Source organism: Actinoalloteichus hymeniacidonis, from assembly GCF_014203365.1.
GTDB classification, from domain to species: Bacteria; Actinomycetota; Actinomycetes; order Mycobacteriales; family Pseudonocardiaceae; genus Actinoalloteichus_A; species Actinoalloteichus_A hymeniacidonis.
In genome coordinates, this window is record NZ_JACHIS010000001.1 from 1,596,529 (window position 1) to 1,621,236 (window position 24,708).

The 24,708-nt window shown below is 66.8% G+C and carries 21 protein-coding genes; 11 read left to right on the forward strand and 10 right to left on the reverse strand.

The genetic code is table 11. The features are described 5' to 3' along the window. The first annotated feature begins 140 nt into the window (after positions 1-140). From BKA25_RS07245 to BKA25_RS07255, 3 genes are all read left to right on the forward strand, one after another. The gene (locus tag BKA25_RS07245; RefSeq protein WP_069851081.1) at positions 141-1,178 is read left to right on the forward strand and encodes a hypothetical protein; all 1,038 of its coding nucleotides are present in this window, start codon (positions 141-143) and stop codon (positions 1,176-1,178) included. A 1,034-nt stretch (positions 1,179-2,212) separates the two neighbouring features. Beyond that, positions 2,213-4,780, forward strand: a complete 2,568-nt coding sequence (locus BKA25_RS07250) for a molybdopterin oxidoreductase family protein (RefSeq protein WP_069851079.1) — start codon at positions 2,213-2,215, stop codon at positions 4,778-4,780. Positions 4,781-4,785: 5 nt separating this feature from the next. Beyond that, positions 4,786-5,241, forward strand: coding sequence for a hypothetical protein (locus BKA25_RS07255; protein ID WP_069853932.1), 456 nt, complete (start codon positions 4,786-4,788; stop codon positions 5,239-5,241). Between the two features lie 71 nt (positions 5,242-5,312). On the opposite strand, the gene BKA25_RS07260 is transcribed toward BKA25_RS07255, so the two are convergent. Then, positions 5,313-6,524, reverse strand: coding sequence for a zinc-dependent alcohol dehydrogenase (locus BKA25_RS07260; protein WP_069851077.1), 1,212 nt, complete (start codon positions 6,522-6,524; stop codon positions 5,313-5,315). A 201-nt stretch (positions 6,525-6,725) separates the two neighbouring features. Here BKA25_RS07260 and BKA25_RS07265 point away from each other — a divergent pair, with 201 nt between their 5' ends. Together BKA25_RS07265 and BKA25_RS07270 are read left to right on the forward strand one after the other, a co-directional pair. Continuing rightward, positions 6,726-8,006: an FAD-dependent monooxygenase gene (locus tag BKA25_RS07265; protein WP_172803840.1), complete on the forward strand. Its 1,281-nt coding sequence runs from the start codon at positions 6,726-6,728 to the stop codon at positions 8,004-8,006. After that, positions 7,990-8,700, forward strand: a complete 711-nt coding sequence (locus tag BKA25_RS07270; RefSeq protein ID WP_069853931.1) for a TetR/AcrR family transcriptional regulator — start codon at positions 7,990-7,992, stop codon at positions 8,698-8,700. The genes BKA25_RS07265 and BKA25_RS07270 overlap by 17 nt, the downstream gene beginning before the upstream one ends. 151 nt (positions 8,701-8,851) lie before the next feature. Here BKA25_RS07270 and BKA25_RS07275 read toward each other — a convergent pair whose 3' ends face one another. From BKA25_RS07275 to BKA25_RS07290, 4 genes are all read right to left on the reverse strand, one after another. Then, a complete protein-coding gene (locus BKA25_RS07275; RefSeq protein WP_069851074.1) occupies positions 8,852-9,730 on the reverse strand; it encodes a carbohydrate ABC transporter permease in 879 nt (292 codons plus the stop codon). Beyond that, the gene (locus BKA25_RS07280; protein WP_069851072.1) at positions 9,727-10,680 is read right to left on the reverse strand and encodes a carbohydrate ABC transporter permease; all 954 of its coding nucleotides are present in this window, start codon (positions 10,678-10,680) and stop codon (positions 9,727-9,729) included. The genes BKA25_RS07275 and BKA25_RS07280 overlap by 4 nt, the downstream gene beginning before the upstream one ends. Positions 10,681-10,693: 13 nt before the next feature. Further along, complete coding sequence (locus BKA25_RS07285) at positions 10,694-12,022, reverse strand: ABC transporter substrate-binding protein (RefSeq protein WP_069853930.1); 1,329 nt, start codon at positions 12,020-12,022, stop codon at positions 10,694-10,696. Positions 12,023-12,162: 140 nt separating this feature from the next. Next, on the reverse strand, positions 12,163-13,152 hold the full coding sequence (locus BKA25_RS07290) for a zinc-dependent alcohol dehydrogenase family protein (protein ID WP_069853929.1): 990 nt from the start codon (positions 13,150-13,152) through the stop codon (positions 12,163-12,165). A gap of 144 nt (positions 13,153-13,296) precedes the next feature. Between BKA25_RS07290 and BKA25_RS07295 the strand changes: the two genes are divergently transcribed. Continuing rightward, the gene (locus BKA25_RS07295) at positions 13,297-14,268 is read left to right on the forward strand and encodes a sugar-binding transcriptional regulator (protein WP_157421193.1); all 972 of its coding nucleotides are present in this window, start codon (positions 13,297-13,299) and stop codon (positions 14,266-14,268) included. 198 nt (positions 14,269-14,466) lie between these two features. After that, positions 14,467-14,874, forward strand: a complete 408-nt coding sequence (locus tag BKA25_RS07300; protein WP_069851068.1) for a VOC family protein — start codon at positions 14,467-14,469, stop codon at positions 14,872-14,874. Between the two features lie 159 nt (positions 14,875-15,033). On the opposite strand, the gene BKA25_RS07305 is transcribed toward BKA25_RS07300, so the two are convergent. From BKA25_RS07305 to BKA25_RS07320, 4 genes are all read right to left on the reverse strand, one after another. Continuing rightward, positions 15,034-15,723: an MAE_28990/MAE_18760 family HEPN-like nuclease gene (locus BKA25_RS07305; RefSeq protein ID WP_157421192.1), complete on the reverse strand. Its 690-nt coding sequence runs from the start codon at positions 15,721-15,723 to the stop codon at positions 15,034-15,036. A gap of 4 nt (positions 15,724-15,727) precedes the next feature. After that, complete coding sequence (locus BKA25_RS07310; RefSeq protein ID WP_084643274.1) at positions 15,728-16,879, reverse strand: DUF262 domain-containing protein; 1,152 nt, start codon at positions 16,877-16,879, stop codon at positions 15,728-15,730. Positions 16,880-17,110: 231 nt separating this feature from the next. Next, positions 17,111-17,689 (reverse strand): HhH-GPD-type base excision DNA repair protein, encoded by a 579-nt coding sequence (locus BKA25_RS07315; RefSeq protein WP_069851066.1) that lies wholly within the window; start codon positions 17,687-17,689, stop codon positions 17,111-17,113. A gap of 62 nt (positions 17,690-17,751) precedes the next feature. Continuing rightward, the gene (locus tag BKA25_RS07320) at positions 17,752-18,327 is read right to left on the reverse strand and encodes a TetR/AcrR family transcriptional regulator (protein WP_069851064.1); all 576 of its coding nucleotides are present in this window, start codon (positions 18,325-18,327) and stop codon (positions 17,752-17,754) included. A 70-nt stretch (positions 18,328-18,397) separates the two neighbouring features. On the opposite strand from BKA25_RS07320, the gene BKA25_RS07325 reads away from it, so the two are divergent. Next, complete coding sequence (locus BKA25_RS07325; protein WP_069851062.1) at positions 18,398-19,906, forward strand: MFS transporter; 1,509 nt, start codon at positions 18,398-18,400, stop codon at positions 19,904-19,906. Positions 19,907-19,957: 51 nt separating this feature from the next. Here the strand turns inward: BKA25_RS07325 and BKA25_RS07330 are convergent, their stop codons facing one another. Then, entirely contained in the window at positions 19,958-21,487 is a 1,530-nt protein-coding gene (locus BKA25_RS07330) for an MFS transporter (protein WP_157421191.1), read from the reverse strand. A 96-nt stretch (positions 21,488-21,583) separates the two neighbouring features. Here BKA25_RS07330 and BKA25_RS07335 point away from each other — a divergent pair, with 96 nt between their 5' ends. The 3 genes from BKA25_RS07335 to BKA25_RS07345 all read left to right on the forward strand — a co-directional run bounded on the left by BKA25_RS07335 (position 21,584) and on the right by BKA25_RS07345 (position 24,547). Continuing rightward, positions 21,584-22,258, forward strand: coding sequence for a TetR/AcrR family transcriptional regulator (locus BKA25_RS07335; protein ID WP_069853928.1), 675 nt, complete (start codon positions 21,584-21,586; stop codon positions 22,256-22,258). 175 nt (positions 22,259-22,433) lie between these two features. Continuing rightward, the gene (locus BKA25_RS07340) at positions 22,434-22,748 is read left to right on the forward strand and encodes a hypothetical protein (protein WP_069851058.1); all 315 of its coding nucleotides are present in this window, start codon (positions 22,434-22,436) and stop codon (positions 22,746-22,748) included. Further along, on the forward strand, positions 22,745-24,547 hold the full coding sequence (locus BKA25_RS07345; RefSeq protein WP_069851056.1) for an SGNH/GDSL hydrolase family protein: 1,803 nt from the start codon (positions 22,745-22,747) through the stop codon (positions 24,545-24,547). Before BKA25_RS07340 ends, BKA25_RS07345 begins: the two co-directional genes overlap by 4 nt. Positions 24,548-24,708 lie beyond the last annotated feature (161 nt).

Sequence of the window (24,708 nt, forward strand, 5' to 3'; positions counted from 1 at the left end):
GACCAGCGATGATTCCGCCGATCAGGCGATGGGTCTCGCGGCCCATCGGGATGGACGACCATGATCGACGAGTGGGCGGCCTGCCCGGCACCTCGAGGTGAGCTGCGCCGTGGGTACGGACATGGACGAGGGGGACGCTGGTGGACCGGGGCGACTGGCCGGTGGTGGTGACCGACCGTTGCGCACGTAGCTGCGCCGAGGCATTGGGTTTCGCCGATCAGGACTCGGCGCGGGCCTGGTTGACCGAGCAGATCCGCGTCAACGGCACGATCACCGACCGGCTGCCCGCCTCGGTCGTCGGCCGTCGAAGCAGGTCGGGCTACTTCCTGGTCATCAAGGACGAGGTGCTGCTGCCCTTGGCCGAGGATCGCGACGGTGCTCCGCAGTGGATCGGCACCAACTGCGTGATCTTCCCGGAACGCCGCAGACCCTCGGCCGCCCCGCTGACCCTCTCCGGCGCAGGACTGTTGGACCAGATCGAATTACTCCCACACGCGGTCGAGCGGTTTCAGCAGTACTGCGGCGGTTCCACCGACATCGACGTCGCCCGCCGAGAACTACGGGCCAGGCTGGCCCCGACGGCCAGGGCGGCCAGCAGGGCGCCGCGCTGGTCCGGTACTCGACCGGCCGAGTTCTACCTGGTGGCGGGGCAGGACGACGAGTACGTCCTGCCGTGCCGGACCGGTGGCGGTGGCAGGCCGTTCGACGCCACGACCTGCATCCACCGCTCCCGGGACCTCTTCGAACTGGCCGGGCGACGTCTGATCGCCCGCTGCCGCGTCGATGCGGTGCCCGCGCGACGGCGAGCCCGGCTCACCTCGGGCCTCGGAGTCGTGCAGGCGCGGCTGGAATGGAACCGACCGTCGTGGGCGCCGGTGCGACGGGATGCGCGCTGGTGGGTGGTGTTGGCACCGAAGTTGGCCATCCCGGTGGCGTGGGAACCCGAGAATCGCAGGAGACCGCTGGTCGCGCTGGGCGTGGTCGACCGGCGTTCGATGGTGATCCGCGTGTGGGAGTGGCTGCGAGACCGGCTCACGCCCAACCCTCCGACCGCCCGGCAGGAGCCCCGAAAGCACCCGGGTGCTCGATCCGCCGCGAGCCGCGCGCGAACAGGAGGGCGCGCGGGCAGGCGAACCGGTAGAGCGGCGGGGAAGCGCGCAGGCCGAAGGCGTGCGTGACGCGGAATCCGGAAGCCGCCGATGGCGGGTTCGGCGGGCGCGAAGCGGAAGATGGGGGAGTAGATGAGAATTGGCCGAGGTCGGACGCGTGAAGGTATAGACCAATGATCGGACAGTAATTCGCTGGATGCCGACCGGATTGAAGTCGATCATCGAATGGTTTGCCCAGGGCCCCGATTGCGTCGACTACCTCCGCGAACGGCCTGATTGATGTGTCGTCGCCCCGCCCTCCGTGCCGGGGTTCGGCCTGCCTCGGGTGGCGGCTGTATCGCGGGTCCGGGCCGATGCGCGATCCGACCGTGTGCCGCACGTCGACTTCGGTCGGGCCATCGGTGTGTCGGTTGGGTTCGCCCCGTTGCAGGCTGGTGGCGGTGTGAGGCGACGGCTGGCGATCCTCCGATGAGGGGCGGTCGGATCGGCTTGCGTCAGGCCAGGGGCTGATCGCCCAGGCCGCCCTTGTCTGCGCACCCGCGATCACGCTCGTCGAGTATTCCGTCGACTCGACTCGCGTACACCGGGATTCCGGCGGGATCGATCGGTTCCTCGAGCGCCGGAGCCGGTATTCGTGGTCGTTCCCATGGATTCCCGCGTTCGAGCCGGACCACCGATTGGAGGTGTGGGTACCCATGGGGACAATGCGAATTCGAATCGTTTCGACCTCGTAGCGAGAACAGAGATACGCAACCGGTTCCCGGGAAATACTCACCTATCCCATAGGTGTACGCAGAATTTCCGGTCGCTGTTGTGCGATCGGAACTCTCGAGTCGCGGCCGGGACCTCGCGAATAGTGTTTGCCGTGTCAACGAAAAGGGGTGATCGGTGCAGGCCGACGCACGGCTTGCGGCGTGTCGCTCCGGCGGGACCGTGCCGGGGATCGCCGCTCGTGCTGCTCCGGTCACCGAGATCGCGTCGCTCGTCCACTGTGGACTACGCCCCCGAGTTTCACCAGATCACCCGAGACCTGGTGGTTTCCGCTTCGATCATCCCGGGTACTCGCGGACCGACGATGTGCAGCCGGTGGGAGAGGAACCCGCATGACGGATCGCATCACGGATATCTGGGGCACCCGTACCCCGTACGACCGCGACCTGCCGTGGCCGGTACGGGTCGACTCACACCTGGACGACGGGGTCGAGGAGGCCGACGTCGATCGGTGGGTCGGCTCGGCATGTGTGCTGTGCAGCAACGGTTGCGGCTGCGAGATAGCGGTCAAGGACGGTCGGATGGTGGGCATCCGGGGCCGCGCCACCGACACGATCAACCACGGCAGACTCGGCCCCAAAGGGCTGTACGGATCATGGCCGGACTCCACCCGCGACCGTCTCACCCGACCGTTGATCCGCGTGGACGGCGAACTGACCGAGACCGATTGGGACACCGCGATGACGCACATCGTGGACCGCTCCCGCAGCCTGCTCGCCGACCACGGTCCGCTGTCCCACGCCTTCTACACCAGCGGCCAGCTGTTCCTGGAGGAGTACTACACCCTCGCCGTCATCAGCGCGGCAGGTCTGGGCACGCCGCATCTCGACGGCAACACCCGCCTGTGCACGGCAACCTCGGCCGCCGCCATGAAGGAGTCCTTCGGTTCGGACGGCCAACCCGGCAGCTACACCGACTTCGACTTCTGCGACGCGGTGTTCCTGTTCGGCCACAACATGGCGGAGACCCAAACGGTGTTGTGGAGCCGACTGCTCGATCGGCTCGCGGGCGCCTCGCCGCCGAAGGTGGTGGCCGTAGACCCCCGGCGGACCCGCGTCGCCGAGGCGGCCCTGGCCTCCGGCGGCGTGCACCTCGCCCCGATGCCCGGCACCAATCAGGCCCTGCTCAACGGGCTCATCCGGGAGATCATCGTCAACGAGTGGATCGACCGCGACTACCTCGCCGCGCACACCATCGGCTTCGACGAGCTGGCCTCGGTGGTCGACTCCTACACCCCCGAGCGGGTCGCGTCGATCTGCGAGGTGCCCGCCGAGGACATCAGGCGGGCCGCCGAGATCTTCGGCACCGCCGACCGGGTGCTCTCCACCGTCCTGCAGGGCTTCTATCAGTCGCATCAGGCCACGGCGGCCTCCTGCCAGGTCAACAATCTGCATCTGCTGCGCGGGATGCTCGGGCGGCCGGGCTGCGGACTGTTGCAGATGAACGGCCAACCGACGGCGCAGAACACCAGGGAGACCGGCGCCAACGGGGATCTGCCGGGCTTCCGCAATTGGGCGAACCCGCAGCACATCGCGGAGCTGGCCGACCTGTGGAACGTCGACGAGCTCCAGATTCCGCACTGGGGTCCGCCCACCCACGCCATGCAGATCTGGCGCTACGCCGAGCAGGGTTCGGTTCGACTGCTGTGGATCTCGGCCACCAACCCCGCGGTATCGCTGCCGGATCTGGCGCGGGTGCGCGAGATCCTGCGTCGTGCGGACCTCTTCGTCATCGTCCAGGACGGGTTCCGCACCGAGACCGCGGAGTTCGCGGACGTGGTGCTGCCCGCCGCGCTGTGGGGTGAGAAGCAGGGCACCTTCACCAACGCCAGCCGAACCGTGCACCTGTCCGACCGGGCCGTCGAGCCGCCGGGCGAGGCGCGCGCGGACCTCGACATCTTCCTGGACTATGCGCGTCGGATGGACCTGCGGGACCGGGACGACAATCCGCTGCCGCCGTGGTCGGACGCCGAAGGCGCGTTCCGAGGCTGGCAGGAGTGCTCGCGCGGCAGGCTGTGCGACTACACGGGACTGTCCTATCAGCGCTTGCGGGAGAACGGCTCGGGGATCCCTTGGCCCTGCACGCCGGAGCATCCCGACGGCTCGGATCGGCTCTATGCCGACGGTGTGTTCCCCACCGATCCGCAGGTCTGTGAGACCTACGGCCACGATCTGCTCACTGGCGGCGCCGTGTCCGCCGAGCAGTACCGGGCCATCCGACCGGACGGGCGTGCCTTCCTCAAGGCCGCCGAGTACACCCCGCCCGAGGAGGTCCCCGACGAGGACTATCCGTTGGCGTGCACCACCGGCCGCACCGTCTACCACTTCCACACCCGGACCAAGACCGGCCGTTCGGCGGCCCTGCGGCGGGCGGCGCCCCGGCCGTGGGTGGAGCTCGCGGCCGCCGACGCGGAACGGGCGGGCATCAGCGAGGGAGACCTGGTGCGAGTGGAGTCCCGCCGGGGTTATGTGTGCGTGCCCGCGCGCATCGGCCGGGGCCGGGAGGGCACGGTGTTCCTGCCGTTCCACTACGGCTACTGGGATGTCGACGGCGCGGCGGGCGGGCCGCCGACCGGGGCGCGTGACGGCGAATCCGCTCCGAGGGCGGCGAACGAGCTGACCCGGACGATGTGGGATCCGGTGTCCAAGCAACCGCTGTTCGTCATCTCCGCGGTGCGCTTGATCCGCGTCGCGCCCGGTAGGGAACCGGCGCCTGCGCCGACCACCGGGGCCTCCGCACCATGTGATCCGGGGATACCGGCCACCCGGGCGGCCGGTGACACCGAGGTCCGGGAGTCACTCGGCAGCGCTCGGCCACCTGCCGCGCCGTCCACGCCGACCCACACGCACGGCGTGCCCGCGCCCGGCACCTCCACTTCCCCGACGACTCCGAGGACGTGACCGGCATGGCACTGGCGGCTTATCTCGGCATGGTGTCCGATGCGCAACGCAGCCTCGCGACGGCCTTGCGCAAGCTCGGGTCCGCCCATCCGAGCGAACCCGATTTCGCGCATCTCGGGGCGGTGCTGGCGGGCCGCATCGACACGGTGTTGGAGCGGCTCGACCCGCTGATCGAGCACTACGGGGCTCGACCGCAGTCCGAACCGGAACTGTTGCGTATCGCGGGCAGCGAATCCGGCGAGCGCTCCGGCGGCGTCGGGCTGCTGCGTGATCTCCAGGATGCGCACCTGTTGGCGTCGTTCGTGGCGACCAGTTGGACCGTGGTGGACCAGGCGGGGCAGGCGCTACGCGATCGCCGGTTGTTGGCCGTGGTGGCGGCGGGCGCTGCGGAGACGGAACGCCAACTCACCTGGTTGCGGACGCGGATCGCCCAGAGCGCCCCGCAGGCCCTGCTCGCCTGACCGCGTGGGCTCGCGCCGGGTGGGTGGGCTCGCATCCCCCGCCGCTCGGCGCGAGCATCGGGCGTGACGGATCAGGAGACCGTGAGTACCGTCTTGAGCCAGTTCTCCTGCCTGCGGTCGAAGGTCTGGTACGCCTCGATCGCGGAGGCGGGCGCCACCTGCTGGGTGATGAACGCCGAGGGCGTGACGGTGCCTGCGGCGACGAGGTCCAGCAGTTGGGGCACATAGCGACGGTGGTTGCAGTTACCCATCGAGATGGTGAGGTTCTTGTTCATCGCCTCGCCGAACGGGAACGTGGTGAAGCCGGGCGGGTAGACCCCGATGACGCCGATCGTCCCGGCCTTGGCCACCGCGCTGACCGCCCAGCGGGCCGCGAGGCTCGGTGCGTCGCCGGGCACCCATTGACCTTCCTGCGGATGGGCGTGTGGGGCGGCCTGGTGTCGCTCGCGCTCGAATTCCTCGGCCAGCTGGTCCAACTCGGCGGCCGCCGGGCCGCTCGTCGGGCGCTGAGCATCGACTCCCACCGCCTCGATGACCCGGTCGACGCCGATGCCCCTGGTCAACTCCCGCACGGTCGCCACCGGGTCCTCGCTGTTGAAGTCGATCGTCTCGGCGTTCTGCCGCCGCGCCATCGCCAGTCGGGTGTCCTCGCCGTCGACCACCAGTACCCGGCCCGCGCCCTGTAGTTTCGCGGCCACGATGGCGAACTGGCCGACCACCCCGGCCCCGAGGACCAACACCGTGTCCCCGCTGCCGATCTCGGCGAGCCGACCCCCGAACCAGGCGGTGGGGAAGATATCGGAGACCAGGATCGCCTCGTCGTCGGTGACCGAGTCGGGCACCCGCACCAGGGTGGTGGCGGCGTAGGGGACGCGGGCGTAGTCGGCCTGCAGACCGTGCACCGGCCCGGTGCCCTTGGGGCCGCCGAAGAACGAGGTGCCCGCCCCCGGGCCATTCGGATTCGCCACGTCGCACTGCGCGTAGTAACCGGCGCGGCAGTACGAACAGGCACCACACCCGATCGTGGAGCACACCACGACCCGGTCGCCCTTGGTGAAGCCGCGCACGGCGGAGCCGGTGGCCTCCACGACGCCGACGGCCTCATGGCCGAGCACCGTGCCGGGAACCATGCCGGGCAGCGTTCCGCGCACCATGTGTAGGTCGGTGCCGCAGATCGCACTGCGGGTCACGCGGACGATCGCGTCGGTGGGCTCCTCGATCTTGGGTTCGGGTACCTCGTCGAGCCTGATGTCCCCGGTCCCATGCCAAACGACGGCCTTCATCCTCGGGCTCCCCTTCCGACATGCGTGTTCTCCGCGACCAGAACTCGTCGGTTGCCCGGATCGGGTGACGCCCAAACGGGCCGGGACATGCTGGTGGGACCGGTCGAGGGCAAGGTCGACGCAATCCGGCGGTGCAATACAGAACGGTGACGCACGCCACTGACTGACCATCTGACTATTCTGGTCAGTAGTATCCAGATCATGGACGAGCGGAACACAGGACGAGTTCTCGTGGTCGGAATGGGCATCAGCGGCATCGCCACGGCCACCCGGTTGCATCGGGCGGGCTGGACTCCGGTGCTCATCGAGCGGGCGCCTGCGCGGCGATCCGGCGGACACTTCATCGCGCTCTTCGGCGCTGGTCAGGCCGCAGCCCGACGGCTCGGGGTGCTCGATGCGATCCACGATCGCAATCCCTGGAAGCCCAACATCGAACTGGATCGGGATTCCACCCGGTATCCGGGGCTGTCCTTCGCCGACTTCCCCGGGCGGCCGTGGATGTTGTTGCGCGGCGACGTCGAGAAGGGCGTGTTCTCCGCCCTGCCCGAGGACGTCGAGGTGCGGTACTCCACCGTGCCGACCGCCATCGAGCAGGACGCAGCGGGCGTCGACGTGACACTGCTGGACACGGCAGCCGGGACCTCGGTGACGGAGCGGTTCGACCTGGTCGTCGGTGCCGACGGTCTCCGATCCACCGTCCGGTCGCTGGTCTTCGGCCCGCACGACGAGTACCTGCACCGACTCGGCTACATCGTCGCCGCCTTCCACTACCCCGGCACGCCTGCGGGACTGGCCCCCGGCGAGGGCGCCAACATGCTCGAACCCGGTCGCTGTATGTCGGTCTTCGCGTTCGCCGACCACGATCCGACGATCCTGCTGTCCTATCGGACCGAGGATGTCGACGCGGAGTTCGCCGAGCCACCCGTCGACCGAATCCGGGCCGTGTTCGGCGACAAACCATTCGGGCGAACCCTCGGCGATGTCCTCGACGTCATGGCGAACACCGAGGAACTGCTCTTCGACTCCGTCGAACAGGTGCGAATGGACAGCTGGCATCGCGGCCGGGTCGTGCTGATCGGTGATGCAGCCTGGTGCGTCACGCTGTATGCGGGGATGGGCGCCTCCACCGGCTTGGCCGCCGCCGATCTACTCGGCGTCCTGCTCGAACGGCACCCCGGCGACCTCGCCACCGCCCTGCGCGAATGGGAAGGCGCCCTGCGCCCGTATCTCGACCGCTATCAGCGCAGCGCCACCGAGGACCGACAGATCTTCCTGGTCGACAAGCAGTGGCAGATCAACCTGCGGCGACTCGTCTTCCGCTTCGGGGCCTCCAGGTTCGGGCGCTCCCGGCTCGGCAGGTTGCTCCGCGACAAGGTGACTCCGAATACCGCCGCGAAGGATGTCGATATCGTCGGGGTCATCCTGGGCGAGACTCGTGCGCCCGGCCCGGCCGAGGGGGACATCGTTGCCAGATCTGCCTGACCGAACCTCGCCGAAAGCGGCCCGCATCCTCGCCGCCGCCGGTGAGATGTTGCGGGCCAGAGGGAATCGAGGCATCACCATCGCCGAAGTCGCCAGGAAAGCGCACGTCGGCAAGGGCACCGTCTATCTCTACTGGGCGACCAAGGAAGACCTGTTGGTGGAGTTGATCGGCCGCGACTTCCTCGCGGTCGCCGACGAACACATCGCCATCCTCACCGCAGACCCCGAACTGGCCCGGCCCTCCCGAATGCTGCCGCACCTGCTGGGCACCGCCGCCGACCACTACTTCGTGAGCGCCTTGGACGGCGAGGACGACGAGTTGCTCGGCGTGTTGGTCGCCGACCCCCGAGCGAAACGGCTGGTCGACACGTTGGGACCGCGCGCGGTGATGCACCGGGTGCTGCCGCTCTGGCGTCGCGACGGACTGGCCAGGACGGATTGGGCACTCACCGATCAGGCCTTCGCCCTGCATGCGCTCATCACCGGCTTCGTCGTGGCACAGCAGAAGCACAACCCACCACTGGAGATCGTCGACTCGGGAAAGGTGCTCGGCGCGGCGGTGACCGCCTTGCTCGGGCCGGAGCGAGCCGACGCCGAGCAGCTTCGCAACACCGCCGCCGACGGACTACGGATGCTCACCGAGATCCGGGACACCGTGCTGGAGATCATCAAGGACGCAACGGTCTCGGGCTGAGCCCGAGCCGAATGGCGGGCACCGGCACCCGCGATCCGTGCCCACCCATGCGAAAGGCCCGGCGCCGCCCACAGCGCCGGGCCTTCTCGCGTCGGAGTCGAGTCGGCTTTCTCGGGGATGCTCGAGAAAGCCGATCCCGAACCGATCGGGCTTACTTCACCGCGCCCATCGACAGGCCGCGCACCAGCTGCTTCTGCGCGATCCAGCCCGCGAGCACCACCGGCAGCGAGGCCAGCGTGGCGGCCGCCGAGAGCTGCGCCCAGTACAGACCCTCACTGGTCATGAAGCCCACCAGGAAGACCGGCACGGTCGCCGCATTGGCCGCCGTCAGGTTCACCGCGAAGAAGAACTCGTTCCAGGAGAAGATCACGCAGATCAACGCCGTCGCCGCGATTCCCGGCGCCACCACGGGCAACAGCACCCTTCGCAGCGTCTGAGGCAGGGTCGCCCCGTCGACGTGGGCTGCCTCCAGGATCTCCGGCGGGACCTCCATCAGGAACGAGCGCATCATCCACACCGCGATCGGCAGATTCATCGCGGTGTAGAGGACGGTCAGCGTCCAGATGTTGTCGGCGATACCGAAGGTCTGCGTGGTGACGTACAGCGGCACGATCACCGCCGCCGCGGGCAGCATCTTGGTCGAGATGAAGAAGAACAGCACGTCGCTGGTCTTCTTCACCGGCCGGATCGACAGTGCGTACGCCGCCGGAACGGCCAGCACGATCACCAGCAGGGTCGACGCAGTGGTCGCCCACAGCGAGTTCAGCAGGTACGGCCCGACACCGCGTTCGAAGACCCCGGCGTACTGCTCCAGGGTCGGCACGAAGAACAGCGTCGGCGGCGACTGGAAGGCCTCGGCCTCGGTCTTGAAACCGGTCAGCACCATCCACAGCACGGGGAAGAAGAACGCCAACCCGAGAATCCAGGCCAGCGCGCTCAGTAAAACGCCCCGCACGGCCCGACCGGTCCGCTTCGGCGGCCCGGCAGGCTCGGTCTCGACTCGCCTGGCGTCGTCGACTGTGACGGTCATGCTTCCTCCCTGCCGAAGCTGCGGAAGATCACGCGCAGCGCCACGGTCGCCACGATGATCGTCCCGGCGACCACCACCACGCCCAGCGCGGCGGCCTGACCGACGTCGAAGCCGAGGAACGCCCGCTGGTACAGGTAGAACGGCAGGTTGGTGGTGTCGGTGCCCGGCCCGCCCTGCGTCATCAGGTAGATCGTGTCGAAGGTGTTGACCACATAGATCGAGCCGAGCAGCAGACCCAGCTCGATGTAGCGGCGCAGGTGCGGCAACGTGATCAGGGTGAAGGTCTGCCAGGCGCTCGCGCCGTCGGTGGCCGAGGCCTCCAACTGGTCCTTGGCCTGGCTCTGCAACCCGGCCAGCACCAGCAGCATCATGAACGGCGTCCACTGCCAGACCAGCGCCACGATGACCGAGGCCATCGGATACTGGCTGACCCACGCGACGCTGTCCACGCCGAACGGGCTCAGCACGAAGTTCAACAGCCCGAACAGCGGGTGGAAGATGGTGGTCTCCCACAGCAGTGCACCGGCCACCGGCATGATCAGAAACGGCGTGATCAGCAGGGTCCGCACGATGCCCCGGCCCTTGAACGGCCGGTCGAGCAGCATGGCCAGGCCGATGCCGATCACCATCGCGATGATCACGCAGCCTGCCGTGATCAGGATCGTGTTCAGCGCGGCGGTGCGGAAGGTGCTGTCGGTGAACACCGCCACGTAGTTCGCCAGACCGACGAACTCCTGCGAACCCGGGCGAACCAGGTTCCAGGACTGCAGCGAGTAGAAGATGGTCAGTAGGAAGGGCAGCTGCGTGACGATGATCGCGAAGATCAACGCAGGCAGCAGCGGCGCGCGTCGGATCCAGCCGCCCTTGCGCTTGGCGGCGGTCGCGGTGCGGGTGGACGGGGGAGTCGGTGGTCTGGCCTCGCTCGCTGGCGCGGCGTCGAGAGTGGTCATCTCGAAACGGCCCTCACTTCCGGTAGGTCTGGCCGACGGTCTCGGCGTAGCGCTGCGATTGCTCGAGCGCTTCGTCGACGGTCACCGATCCCGCGATGGCGGCCGAGATCTGCTGCCCCACCCGGGTGCCCAGGTCCTGGAACTCGGGGATGCGGAGGAACTGGATGCCCTCGTAGGGCACCGGGGCGACGCTGGGGTCGAGTTCGTTCGCACTGGCCAGCGCATCGAGCGTGGGTTCGGCGTAGGCCTGCGCCTCGGCCGCGTACTCGGGAATCTCGTAGGTCGACTCGCGGGCGCCCGGGGGGACCCTCGGCCAACCGAACTCCTCGCCGACCATCCGCTGGTAGTCCTTGTCGGTCATCCAGGACACGAACTCCCAGGCCAGGTCCTTGTTCTCCGAGGTCTCCGGAATGGCCAACGCCCAGGTGAACAGCCAACCCGAGGTGTCGGTGTCCACGACCGGCGCCGGGGCGTAACCGCTCTCACCGACGACGACGCTGTCATCGGGGTTCTCCACCGAGGCCACCATCGCCGAGGCGTCGTACCACATCGCCGCCTGGCCCTGGCTGTACCTGGTGATGCAGTCGGAGTAACCGCTGGTCGCCGCGCCCGGTTGGCCGTGCTCCCGGACCAGGTCCACATAGAACTGGACCGCTTCGCGCACCTCGGGGGAGGTCAGCTGCGCGTTCCAGTTCTCGTCGAACCAGCGGCCGCCGAAGGTGTTGATCACCGAGTTGAGCGGGGCGAGGTTCTCGCCCCAACCGGCCAGCCCGCGTAAGCAGATGCCCACGCGGCCCTCTTCCGGGTCCTTGAGCTGCTCGGCGAACTCCGCGATCTCCGGCCAGGTCGGATTGGCGGGCATCTCCAGCCCGGCCTCCTCGAACAGGTCCTCCCGGTAGGCTAGGAAGGAGGACTCGCCGTAGAACGGCACCGAGTACATGTCGTCCTGATAGGACAGCGACTCGCGGACCGTGGGGATGAAGTCCTCGTGGTCGTAGTCCGGGGAGGCGTCGATCGAGGGTTGGAGATTGGCCAGCCAGCCGTTCTCCGCCCACATCTTGGTCTCGTAGTTGCTGACCATCACGACGTCGTACTCGCCGCCGCCGGTGGCCACCGATGCGGTGATCTTGGCCCGAGCCTCGTTCTCGGCCAGGCTGACGAACTCCAGGTCGACATCCGGGAACTCCTCCTCGAATCGAGGAGACAGCGCGATGGCGTCCTGCATCTGAGGGTTGGACACGATCGCCACGGTGAGTCTGGTGCGGCCGTCGCCGCCGCCCAGGTCACCCGCGCCCGTGCAACCGGCCAACAAAGCCGTCGTGGTGACCAGAGCCAGGGGGATGGTGGTGGCTCTGTGTCGGCGACGGTGGGGATATCGCGGTGAACCGGCGGTGGACACCGATGTCCTCCTTCGAAGGTGGTCTCTCGCGGATGCCTGCCTGTACGTCCACGCAAGTGGTGCGAGCCCAGCCCTCCCGGTGATCAGGGAGCGATCTGGACCTTTACTCCCGTGCCCGCGCGCACCATCGCCACGGCTTCGGGAAACTCCTCGAGCGGCAGGGTGTGGCTAATCAACCCCGTGGTGTCGACCTGCCCGGTCTCCAACAAGCGCAGCGCGGGCTCGAAGCTGTCCAGGACGGCCATCGAACCGACGATGCGGATCTCGTCGTTGTAGATACGGAAGGGCGAGAGACTGATGCGAGCGGTGTCCGCCGCGACGCCGAAGATCTGCAGCCTGCCCCCACGCCGCAGACTGTCGAAGGCGTCCTCGATGGCCTTGGGCGCGCCGGTCACGTCCACTGCGGCATCGAACGGGGCGGCGTCCAACTCGGCGACACTGGTCGCGACGTGTTCGGCGCCGAACTGCGTCGCCAACGGCAGTCGCGCCGCGTTGCGGTCCACCACCGAGACCCGTGCGCCGCTGCCGACCAACAGCTGGGTGAGCAGCAGACCCATGGTCCCCGCGCCGACGACCAGGATGCGCTCGCCGATCGAGGCGCCGAAGACGTCGAGGCCGTGCACGGCGCAGGACAGCGGCTCGACCAGCGCGCCCTGACCCATGCTCAGCGAATCGGGCAGCCGGTAGGCGGTGACGGCGGGCACGGCGACGTACTCGGCGAAGGCACCGTCGACGGTGTCCCCGGTGGCGCCCCAGTTCGCGCACAGGTTCCCGCGTCCGGTGCGGCAGGGCGTGCAGTAACCACAGAACAGCGAGGGATCCACCGCCACCCGGTCGCCGACGCTGATCCCGGTGCGGACGTCGGAGCCGACCTCCACCACCTCGCCTGCGAACTCGTGGCCGGGGACCAGCGGGAACGGGGCGGGCGGGAACTCGCCGTCGGCGATGTGCAGATCGGTGCCGCAGATCCCGCAGGCGCCCACCTTGACCACCACGTCCGTCGCGCCGGGGGTCGGGTCGGCGACCTCACCCACCCGGATTGCGCCCGGCTCGTCGATGATCGCTGCTCGCATGTCCACATCCTTGTATCGCTCATCTGAGCATTGCCCTGCTCGTTTGTTGGAAGAGTGAATACCCTGACGTATGTGCATGTCAACAGCGCGAGGAGGACAGTCGATGAACCGAGTCTCAATCGTGGTCCGCGTAGGATGGCCGCGATGACCGAGCGCCCCGTGACCGTGGAGCCGGGCGACATCGGTCCGGTGGAACTCCTGCTGACGACCGCTGTCGCGCGGCGTTTCTACCTGGACTCGCACTCGAAGGTGCAGATCGCGCAGGAGTTCGGCATCAGTCGTTTCAAGGTGGCCCGGCTACTCGATTCGGCCAAGGCCGCCGGGCTGGTCCGCATCGAGATCGGCAGGCCTCCGGGAGTGGACGTCGAGCTCTCGGACCGACTTCGCGCCGTCTTCGGATTGCGCGCGGCGGTGGTCGCCGACGTCTCCGGCGAACCCGATCACGATCTGCGGGACCACGTCGGCGGGCTCGCGGCACGGCTGCTCGGTGAGATCGTCGGCGAGGGCGACGTCCTAGGCGTGGCCTGGGGACGTTCGCTGCAACGGATGAGCGCGCGGCTCACCGTGCTGCCCCGCTGCACCGTCGTGCAGCTCTGCGGTGCCGTGCCACAACCCGACGTCGAGGACCATTCCCTGGAGCTGACCCGGCGAGCCGCCCAGGCGGGTGGCGGCACGGCAGTCACCTTCTATGCGCCGCTGGTCATGCCGGACGCCTCCAGCGCCGCCGCCCTGCGCGGCCACTCCGACGTGGCCAAGGCCATGCAACGCTGCGGGGAGCTGACCGCCGCGGTCGTCTCCATCGGCGGCTGGTCGACGGGCACCTCCACCGTGCACGGTGTTCTGGAACCCAGGGAGCGGGCCGCGTTCGCCGCCAAGGGCGCGGTGGCCGAACTCTGCGGAATCCTGCTGGACGCCCAGGGACGTCCCTTGGCCGACGGCCTGCAATCCCGGGCCATCGGCATCACCTTCGAGCAGTTGCACGCAACCAACGAGGTCGTCGCACTGGCCTACGGCTCCGGCAAGGCCACCGCTGTTCGAGCCGCCCTGCGCGGTGGGCTGATCACGACCTTGGTGACCGACGCCGCCTTGGCGAAGGAACTATTGGCGCAGGAGTAGGGCGCCGGGGGCCGGCCGCGTGCTGTGAACAACGTGTTGCCGTCTGTCGTCGGAAGTTTTCCATGGTTTTGCTATGGCCGGATTAACCGTGTCCAGGCTTACCGCCTGACGATCACTCGTCCTTCGTGTCGCCTGAGCAGGACTGGCCGAACCGAATTTCGATCGCGGGAGCGGAAGGAGCTGTGCCAGGGTGCGGGCATGACGAGCCGGATCGCGAACACCGCCATCGACGCGCACGATGCCTTCGCGCAGGCCTGCTGGTGGGCGGAGGTGCTGGGCATGACCGGCGACCCCGACGAACCGGGTGCGCCGGGCGACGAGGAGTGCCTGATCATGTCGCCCGATCGATCGGTGCGGGTCCTCTTCATCGAGGTGCCCGAACGAAAGTCGATCAAGAACCGGATTCACTTCGACCTTCGCCCGACCGATCGGACTCAGGCCGAGGAGATCGAGCGGGTGCTGGCCCTGGGGGCTCGCGAGGTCGAGGACCTGCGCACGCCGGAGGGCGGCGGATGGATGGTGCTCGCCGACCCGGAGGGCAACGAGTTCTGCATCCTGCTCAGCGAGGCCGAGCGGGAGGCATTCCTGGCCCGCTGCGACTCCTGAACACCGAGCACGGCGGTCGGGGGTCGCCGTACGACGATCCGACCTCGGCTACTTCTGCTCCTTCGCCGCCTTCTTCGCTGCCTGCTTGGTGGCGCGGACCGCCGCGCCGACGGCGGTTGTGCTTCGCTTGTAGCCCAACCTATGGTGGATTGACCCTGCTCATTCATTCGCGCGTCTGAAGCTCTCATTTCGAACTGCAGCGTAGATGTCGAGCATTAGAACTTCGCAAAGCTCGAAGACGTCGTTTTCGAGATGGCTTAGATCGTCGTGCTCGGCAACGCGCATTTGCTCTCCGTGGGCGATAGCGTTTCTTTTTTTGAGTAGTCCGTCAAGCTTGTCTACGAACCGGCGAAATCTGTGGTCATCGAGTGCTAGTAGTTGAAGATTTCTGCGAAGTATGCTTGGGGTAAGATTTGAGTCGGTAGAGCAGATTTTCTGCACGTCCAGCGAAACTAATTGATCGCGTACGTCCAGGACTGACTCCACAAGTTCTGCATCGCGCATGACTTGGCGTGCCTTTGAGGCGGACATGTCATTTCGATCGACGTTCTCGGGAGTTCGATACCGTTTGAAGGCATCGCTTAGGCAGGCCGCAGTTAGTTGCTTCTTCGCTTCCCCTAGTGTTATCTGAGATTTGTTTATAGTCGTGGCGTACTCTTCAAGTGCAGACCGGACGAATCCTTCTAGGTGTGCGTAAAGCATTACTATTATCGCACGTTTATGGCTATTCTTGACGCGTGCCGATGAACTGTCGGAGAGCATGTTCCGCAGATCCTTGATTTCGACTCGCCTCCATGTGAGCTCCCCTTCAAGGGCGGCTCTGAGTGACACTAGTGGAGAGGCGGACACAGTGTTAGATGTCCTTTTCTATTTCGTTGGCAAAAAACTGCACCCGCGCACGGTATGCGGGAGCCGTGTTCTTTCCTCCGCCGGTAAACTCGCGAAGTGTCCTATCTCCCTTAATTCTTTCGATGGCACTGCCAAGTTTTTTCATTTGTTCTGTATTGCTTGGATCGAGGCGCTCTAGGATTCCTTGCAAGCCGAAAGCGAAACCCTCGAAATGATATACTGCAAATTGTCCGCGGATTTTTCCTGATGCGTTGACGGAGCCGAAGACTTTCGGTCCTACTGCTTCATTGGATTCTGCTGCTAGGCGTAGAATCTTGAAGGTCTTTTCAAAAGTTGCTGGATCGGCTACCGGATCCCATGTCTTAATGCTCGGACCATCGGGGTCGGACGCATCCTCCATGTACTCTGTTAGGAATTCGCCAAGCTCGTGCCGGTACTCGTCACCGCGTTTGAGGAAGGCGAGAAACCTCAGCACCAATTCTTCATCGTATCTTTTTTCTTTTTGAGCTTCAGCGACTGTGCTGATGCAGTATTTAAAATCATCGTTACGGGAAAGTTTGATAACGGTATCGTTAAAATCGGGATTAAGAAGCCTGATTGTGCAGTTGCGAATTTCCTGCTGCTCGAGTGGTTCTCCGCCCGAATTTAGGCGCTTAAACATGTAGTAACGAAGGCGAGCGTCGCTCTCTTTTCGCAGGATCTCTGCGCGTATGAAATTGCGCTTCAGGCGACGCACAAGGGCAGGTGGCAAGGATTCATAAGTGTGTCCGTTTAGTTCTTCAACTATATCGCAGTCTTCAAGTTTCAGCGGTTGCTGCGCATCGCCTTCTCCAACTTTGAGGAGGCCTCGGAAATTCAGATATGACGAGACGCGCTGCAGGCCGTCGATGAGTTCATAAACGTTCTCTTCTGTCTCCATCAAAAATATTGGAGGAACCGGGAGCTCCAGGATTAGTGTTTCAATGAAGCGTGATTGCGCGCCTTCAGTCCAGCGAAATAGCCTTTGATACTCGGGCTGTACAACAAGTTCGCCCGTCGTGTACATATCGGCAAGCTCGTTGAAAGATAGATCCAACTGACGTGTCCGTACAGAGGAAACTGCATCGTCTACCGAATCGATCAGTTGTACCGTCTCGTCGGCGTTCGCTGCTGTCATTGGCGACTCTCTCTTTGAAATTTCAAACCCCGGTCTTGCGTACTCTGTCTATCGTAGACCATGATCTTACGCGGTGATGTTGGGACTTCCCGATGGGGAGCCGCAAGTTTCGCTAGCTGCCCATAGGAATGACCTGGTCTTAGTGGTTGCCCTGCTAGTCAGGATTGATCAGTCTGTAGTGTGCAATTTTTACTGATGACCAGCTGCGGCATCGACGTAAGTCGAGTAAGGCTACTTCTGTTCCTTCGCCGCCTTCTTCGCGGCCTGCTTGGTGGCGCGGACCGCCGCGAGGGTCTGCGAGTCGACGACGTCGGCGACGCTACGTCGGGCGCCTTCCCCGCCGTAGGCCCCCGCCGCCTCGCGCCAACCTGCGGGTTGGATGCCGCGTTGCTTGCCCAGCAGCGCCAGGAAGATTCGGGCCTTCTGCTCGCCGAAACCGGGCAGTGCCTGCAACCGAGTCCGCACCTGCTCACCGGTCGGCTCGTCGCGTGTCCAGATCGCCTCGGGCTCGCCGTCGTAGTGCTCGATCAGATACTGCGCCAGGGCTTGCAGCCTTTTGGCCATCGAGCCGGGGAAGCGGTGGATCGCGGGTGTCCTGGCGGCGATCTCGGCGAACTCGGTCGGTTCGGCCTCGGCGATCCGCCGAAGATCGAAGCCGTCCATGCGCGCCGCGAGATCTCTCGGCCCCTTGAATGCCTTCTCCATCGGAATCTGTTGATCGAGCAACATTCCGCAGAGCAAGGCGAACGGGTCGCGGGCCAGCAGGGCGTCGGCTTCGGAGTCCTGCGCCAGGCAGAGCGGGCGGGTCATGTCGGACAGCGTCGCATGTCCGTCGGGCTACGCCGGACCACACCGGTTCCGTGTCGCTTTGCTCAGTCTGATGGCATCAGCATTCGGATGCCTGCGACCACGTCCTGAGCGTCGGGCATCGAGTCTGGGTCGATCATTGCCTGCACGATGTAGCCGGTGACCATGGCGTAGATCGCCGAGCCGAGGCCTCGGACGGCGGCATCGTCAACGGAATCGGGCGTCTGACCGAGCAACATCGACGCGAACGCGGTTCGTGCCTCCCCGTATCCGGCTGCCAACTTCTCGCGCATCGCCGGGTCGAACTGGGCTTGGGCGAACGCCTGGATGCTGGCGATGAGCAACGGTCGGTCCTCGGGGATTGCGGCTAGCAACGCTGTGATGAGGGTTTCGAAGCGTTGGTCCGCGGTTTCATCGTCGGTGGCGGAGCGGACCGCCGCCTCTACGGTGTCGCCCCATTCGCTGGCCGCATCCATCACGGCGGTGTTCATCAACGCGTCCTTGGATCCGAAGTGGTATCCGATCGATCCGAGGTGGGCGCCGCCAGAGGCCGCCACGATGTCGCGGGCGGTCGTCGCGCTGTAGCCCTTCTCGATCAGGCACTTCCGTGCCCCGGCGAGTAGGTCGTCCCGTTGGCTCATAGCACCCAGCGTAGAGCATTTGAACGGACGTACGTATTGACACGAATTTGTACGTACGTACGATCGAACCATGACGACTTCGACCCAGCGCGCCACCGCGAGGACGTGGTGGGCGCTGCCCTTCTTATTGCTGCCCGCCCTGCTGACCTCGATGGACATCTCGGTGCTCTTCGTGGCCTCGCCAGCGATCTCCGAGGCGCTCGCCCCGACGGCGACGCAGTGGCTGTGGATGATGGACGTCTACGGCTTCGTGATGGCGGGCCTGATGATCACCATGGGCAGCCTCGGTGACCGCATCGGTCGCAGGCGATTGCTGCTCATCGGCGCGGTGCTGTTCGGGACCGCCTCCACGGTGATCGCCTTCGCCACGACTCCGGAGATGCTCATCGCCGCTCGCGCCCTGCTCGGGGTCGGCGCGGCGACCCTGGCGCCCTCGACGTTGTCCCTGATCAGGGGGATGTTCCTTGATGCGGGCCAGCGGCGGGCGGCGGTGGGCGCCTGGACGGTCGCCTTCACCGGCGGCGCCGTGGCGGGTCCGATCGTGGGCGGGGTACTGCTGGAGCACTTCTGGTGGGGATCGGTCTTCCTCATCAACATCCCGGTGATGGTCCTGCTGTTGGCTACGGTCCCCTTCCTGATCGAGGAATCGCGCGACCCGAATCCGGGTTCCTTCGACCTGATCAGCGCGGTGCTCAGCCTGATCGCGATCCTGGCCCTGGTCTTCGCCGTCAAACACTTCGTCGAGTACGGCGTGGATGCGATGTCGATCAGTGCGCTGGTGATCGGAGCGTTGTTCCTCGCTCTTTTCGCGCGACGGCAGAACCGACTCGAGCACCCGCTGATCGATCTGGCGCTGTTGCGTAACACCGCGTTCAGCGCCGCGGCCGGGTCGAACGCCGCCGTCTCCTTCGCTGCGGCCGGGCTGGGGCTGCTGACCTTCACCTTCCTGCAGACGGTGCACGGACTCGGCCCGCTGGCGGCTGCACTCTGGGCCCTGCCGACCTTCGTCGGCACGCTTCTCGGCGCTACCGCAGGTGCCCTGCTGGCGGCACGGATTCGTCCGTCCGTGCTGTTGGCGATCGGTCTGTTCGTGGGAGCGGCGGGCTTCCTAGTCGTCGCGATGACCCAGCCCAGCTCGCCGCTCCTGATGTTCGTCGGCGGCTACACCGTGTTGACCTTCGGCATCGGTGTCGTCGGAACACTGGCGAACTCACTCATCCTGGCCACCGCGCCCCCCGGACGCGCCGGGGCGGCGGCGGGTATCTCCGAGACGGGCAGCGAACTGGGCGCCGCACTCGGCATCGCCACCCTCGGCACGGTGGCCACCGCGGTCTATCGGTCCGGGATGGACTCGACCGCCGCCGCCGGTACGCCTGCCGCGGAGACGGTCACGAGTGCCGTCGCCCTCGCACAGGAGGGCAGCGACTTCCGTGAGCTCGCCTTCATCGCATATACCGACAGCATCGGTGCCGCGAGCACGGTCGGTGCGGCGATCCTCATCGGCTTGGGGATCTTCGCGGCGATCGCGCTTCGCTCGGTCACCACCGATCAGCTCGACGGAGTGGAGCACGAGGACTGATCGGCTTCACCGAGGCGGGGGAGTGAGCATGGGGCGTGGCCGGCCTCATGCTCACTCGGTCTGCCCGGTCGGCCGCTGACCCCGCAGCAGCAGCGACACCAGCACCGCCAGTACACCCAGCACCACCCCGCCCGCCAAGGTCGCGGCGGCGAGCCCTTCGACGAAGGCCTCCCGAACCAGTTCCATCAGCGGCGCGGCCATCTCCGTGGGCATCGTGTTCAGGACGCCCAGGGCGGCGCCGAGACTGGAACCGAGGATCTGTTCGAGCTCACCGCCAAGGCCGGCCGGAAGCTCGGCCACCACCTCCGCCCGATAGACCAACGATCCCAACGAACCCAGCACGGCGATGCCGAACGCGGCCCCGAGTTCGTTGGCCGTCTCCGCCAACGCCGAGGCCGACCCCGACTGGCTGGGTGGGGCCGTGGCGACGACGACGTCGGTGGCCAGCGTGGTGATGGGACTGATGCCGGTCGCGGCGAGCACGGCACCGACGATGATCTGCGCCAATCCGCCGTCGGCGGGCGTCAGGCTTACCACGATCATCCCGGTGGCGGCCAATCCGGCCGCGACACCGAAGATCGGGCCCGGTCCGACGCGGGCGGCCAACGCCGACGTGGTGATGGCGGCAGCGGCTATCCCGGCGGTGATGGGCAGCATCCACAGCGCGGCCGTCAGCGGCGAGAAATCCAGGACGAGCTGCAGATGTTGGCTGAGATACAGCGTCAGGCCGACCAGCGAGAACATCGCCAGCGCCCCGGCGAGCACCGAACCGGTGAAGCGACGGTTGGCGAAGAGCGAGACATCGACCAACGGGGTGGTGAGCCTGCCTTGCCGCCGCAGGAAGACGATGCCCGCCAGAATGCCGACCGCGATCGCGATCAGCATCCCAGCGGTGACGGCCAGCTCCTCGGCGCCGGTCTTGACCGCCCAGACGATCGGCAGGATGGCGAGGAAGGACAACGCGACGCTGAGCGGGTCGAGCGGGCTCGGGGTGGCGTGTCGGTACTCGGGGATCAGCAGCGGCGCCGCGGCCAACAGCAGCAGGATCACCGGCACGTTGATCAGGAACACCGAGCCCCAGGGGAAGTACTGAAGCAGTACCCCGCCGATGATCGGGCCCAGCGCCACCCCGCCCGCCAGCGCGGCCGTCCACACCGCGATCGCCCGGCTGCGTTCGGTCGGATCGTCGAACATGGTTCTGATCAGCGACAGGGTCGACGGCATCAGGGTCGCCCCGCCGATGCCCATCAAGGCGCGGGCGGCGATCAGCCATTCCGGGCTGTCGGCGAAGGCGGCCAGTACCGAGGCGGCGCCGAACACCACGGCGCCGATCAGCAGCAGACGTCGACGTCCCACTCGGTCGCCGAGGCCGCCCATCAGGATCAGCAGACCGGCCAATAAGAAGCCGTAGACGTCCAGGATCCACAGCATCTGGCCGGTGCTCGGCGCCAGATCCTCGGTGATGGCGGGGATCGCCAGGTGCAGGATCGAGATGTCCATCGAGGTCAACAGGACGGGCAGGGTCAGTACGGCCAGCCCGAGCCAGCGCTTCGGCACCGCTTTCGTCGAGTTCGATTTCATCGTTCCCCTCATTATGCGTACGGCGTACTCGTCGGAATGGGTACACCGTACGCCGGCGTTACGATGGACGGCAACCAGGAGGGTGGTGCCCGGTCGATGAGCAAGGGATCACGAGACGGCCGAGGGCTCAGCAGAGCGCGAATCGTGGCGGTGGCCATCGAGATCGCCGATGCCGATGGGCTCGACGCGGTGTCGATGCGGCGCATCGCCGAGCAACTGGGCTCGGGCACCATGTCGCTCTACCGGCACGTCTCCGGCAAGGACGACCTGACCGTGGCGATGGTCGACACCGTCACCGAGGCCTACGCCTATCCGGATGCCGACGGCCTCGACTGGCGAGCCCGGATGCATCTGCTGGCCAAGCACGACTGGGACATGTACGAAGCCCATCCCTGGCTGCTCTTCGCCGACCTGACCGCGACGCCGCCGTTCGGCACCGAGGGCCTCAAATCGATGGACTGGGCCCTCGCGGCGCTGGAACCGCTGGGCATGCCACTGGCCGAATCCGCCCGCGCGATCATGACCATCAACAAGTACCTGCAGGGCAGCGCCCGCTCGGAGCTCGGCGAGCGGCGCGGGCAGCGATCGGACCACGGCCCGGAGACCCGTTGGCGCGACCGACTCGCGGAGGTCGACCTGAGCGAGTACCCACGGCTCCAACTGCTCGTCACGCTCGGCGAACCCGGAACCGGGCGCCCATGGTTCGACTCGGGACTCGATCTCATCCTCGACGGCATCGCCGCGCGCAGCGCCGCTTTCGCCACCGACTAACGGGCCACCGCCACCCGAATGTCGGGCACTCGGCCAGCGCAACACCGGCCACCATGCCGGTCACCGCGTTCGTCTCATCGGATTGCTGTCGTGCGCAAACAGGTCAATGACCTTGTCTTTCCTCGGATTCGGTGCGTTGACTTGATCTAGCGCAGCACCACCGAGAGGAGTGCCGATGTCTGATCGAGTCGCCTCGCTGATCCGAACCGTGATCCCGGTGTGGTGGGGGTCGCTACTGGCCTGGCTGGTGAGCCTCGGCCTGCCAACCGGAGTAATCACCGTCGCCGAGGAGATCGGCCCATTACTGGTCGGCCTCGCCATCGCGATCTGGTACGCCATCGCGCGCTGGCTGGAGTCGCGACTGCCTCCGTGGCTGGTCCGGGTGCTCTTCGGCACGACCGTGGTCCCCGAGTACCACTCGGTGGCCCGACCGCCCAAGGACCTTCCCGCGCCTGAGCAGGGCGCCGCAGGTCAGGGCACCGCAGCATGACCGACCTCGAGGAAAGACCCGGCTCCGCCGCGACCGGCATCCTGTCCACCGGGCTGTGGGAGTGGCGGCGGCGTCGCATGTTGGCCGAGACCGAGCCGGTCCGGATCGTGTGGGTCGGCTCGTCCACGGTCGGCGGTTCCGGAGCATCGACCCAGGAGGGCACCGCGACGGCCATCGTCGGTCGGGCGCTCGGTGAGACAGGCACCCACTACCCGGTGACGGGCATCGGCGGCTGGACGATGCTGGGCAACCCCGAGGTGGTCTACGCCGACCTGGCCTTGCGGTCGGTGAAACTCATCCGGGGCGACGAGATCCGCCGCACGCTGCCCGACTCCGACCGCGTCACCGTGCACTACATGCAGGGCGTCGGGGCCACCGAGTTCACCGTCTGGATCGACGACACCGCCTATCGGATCGTGCCGAGCACCGAGGGCTCGTCACGCCGCGCCGACGGCGAATGGCTCTCACCGCTGCTGCCGCGCGCCGACCATCTCGTTCGGATCGTCACCGAGGGCGCGATCATCGTCAACGGGGCCTACGCCCATCGCGGCGACCACGGTCGGGGCATCGAGTCCTACAACGCGGGCCGGGGCGGCACCCGGGCGGGCTCGTACGTCGAATCCGCCGAGCTGGGCCAGATGTGCAGGCGCCTCGGTCGACTCGATCCCGCGCTGATCGTGGTGATCGTCGGCAGCAACGACTATTCGGTGGGTATCTCACCCGAGGACTACCGCGCCCAGGTCGGTGACCTCATGGAGCGGTTCCGCACCTCGTGTCCGCGTCGTCCCTCGTTCCTGCTGGTTCAGGCCGCGCGACGTTCCGATGTCCCCATCCCGGAACATCCATGGCCCGCCTACGGCGACCAGCTCCGGCAACTTGCCGAGCTGACCGACGACACCGCCTACCTCGACGCCTCGCCACACTGGCCATCCGGGTTGGACGCCGACTCCCTCGGTCTACTGCTGCCCGATCGCATCCACATCAGTGCCGTCGGCCATCGCTGGCTCGCCGAGCTGATCACCACCGAGGTCACCGCTCCGATCGCCGCACCCTCCGCGCCCGACAGTGGGAACGAGCCGGTGCCGGGCGGCGATCCGGCTCGACTGTCCGGGGTGATCTCCGCGTGGCGAGCGGGCACCGTGACCGGCGGATCGGGCACCCCGATCGCGCGATGGGACCCGCATGCGGGCAGCCAGTCGGTGCCACTGACCCAGGAAGCGCCCGCGTCGCGACCACTGCTGCGCCCGGCGGGGCCCGGCGGTCAGCCCTACGTCGAGTGCAGTCGGGAAGCCGGTCGTTGGTTGCGCACCGCCGATTGGTCGGTGGCCTACAACCTGCCGATCACCGTGTTGAGCGTGGTCCGACAACCACGGGACACGCTCGGCAACGTCTACAGCGGGCGATCCGGTCGGTATGTCTGGCTCGGCCACATCACCGGGCAGGACGCCGACGGATACCAGACCACCGGCGCGGGCGGGACTAGTCCGCCGAACTCGGCGCCGGTCTGGGTGGGTGGCTCGCCGGGCTGGCAGGTGATGGCGCAGGTCCATGCGGGTGCGGCGTCGCGACATCAGCTCTATGGACTGCCGCCGGTGCCGTTCGTCGGCGGCACGGTCGCCGGACTGCCCGGACTGACGTTGGCCAATAGCTCCACCGGTGGGGCGGGCAGCTGCCACGACCTCGACGTCGCGGAGATCATCGTCATCGCGAGGGCCCTCTCGGCGGCCGAGGTGACCCAGGCATTGAACTGGTTGGCGCGCTGGTATCGCCTCGACGGTTCGGGGCGCACCGTCGCCTGATCGGGCGACTGCTCGTCGTCTCTGGCGAACCTCTCCTGCGGCAGAAGCGCCCGGGCCATCGCTGGCACCAGCGAGCGATATCGGCTCGGGCGCTCGGCTGCGGGTAGTGGGCCACCCCCACGCGTTCCCGCTCGGCCGGTGCCATCGGGCGGATACGGGTG